Origin of the sequence: Streptococcus sp. HMSC065H07 (assembly GCF_001837325.1) — a bacterium.
GTDB classification, from domain to species: domain Bacteria; phylum Bacillota; class Bacilli; order Lactobacillales; family Streptococcaceae; genus Streptococcus; species Streptococcus salivarius_H.
Genome location: NZ_KV832042.1, coordinates 78,234 through 78,928, shown reverse-complemented (window position 1 = coordinate 78,928; position 695 = coordinate 78,234). Strand labels below are relative to the sequence as shown.

The 695-nt window shown below is 33.4% G+C and carries 1 protein-coding gene; it reads left to right on the top strand.

Annotated features, from left to right (window positions below):
• Positions 1-354: 354 nt before the first annotated feature.
• Positions 355-695 (top strand): hypothetical protein (locus HMPREF2637_RS08470; RefSeq protein WP_070839942.1); only part of this gene is annotated, 341 nt, incomplete at its 3' end.

Here is a 695-nt window from a genome sequence, read left to right as displayed (position 1 = left end):
AAGCCTAAAAAATTCTTGGAACAAGTTTTGCATGTTCATCATAATAGTTTCTAGATTCCTTTCATATCAAGGGCTTAGCCCTTGTTTCTTACTTTTTGATGCCTTAATTAGCCTTATAGAATAGGCAGTCAAAACCTCAACTATTATACTATGTTTAGCTTGATTGACAAAGTGGGGAGAAGTATTGGAGGAATTTGTTAAGACTTGATTTTTTCTTATTCATAAAAAATGTTAGAGCAATCACAAAGTAACTAATCCTTAAATTGTAAGACTTGTTAAAAATAGTGTACAATGGTTTATTGTTAATCCGGTCAAAAATTCGATTGGAGATAGAAAAAGAAAGAGAAGATGACAATGCGAAAAAGCAATATTTTAGGGATTTTTGTAGGACTATTTATAGGGCTGGTTACAGTCTTAGGAATGAGCCTATTTACTTTTTTTAATTTAAAATACCACTCTGTTTATTATGCTCAGCACATCCCTCATAAGGAGGGGACAGAGCCGGATATCGTTATGCTAATGGAGAATAATGGCTGGATTTATACACCGGAAATAGATGGTATTAGCTATGATGAGGACGGGTCGTACGCTATAACTAGAGAAAAAGGAACAGAATCGTCTGTATTAGATCTTTCAGGTGATACTCTATTCTTTTTCTCGGACTCAGGTGAAAGTTATATTTTTAATCGTAATTT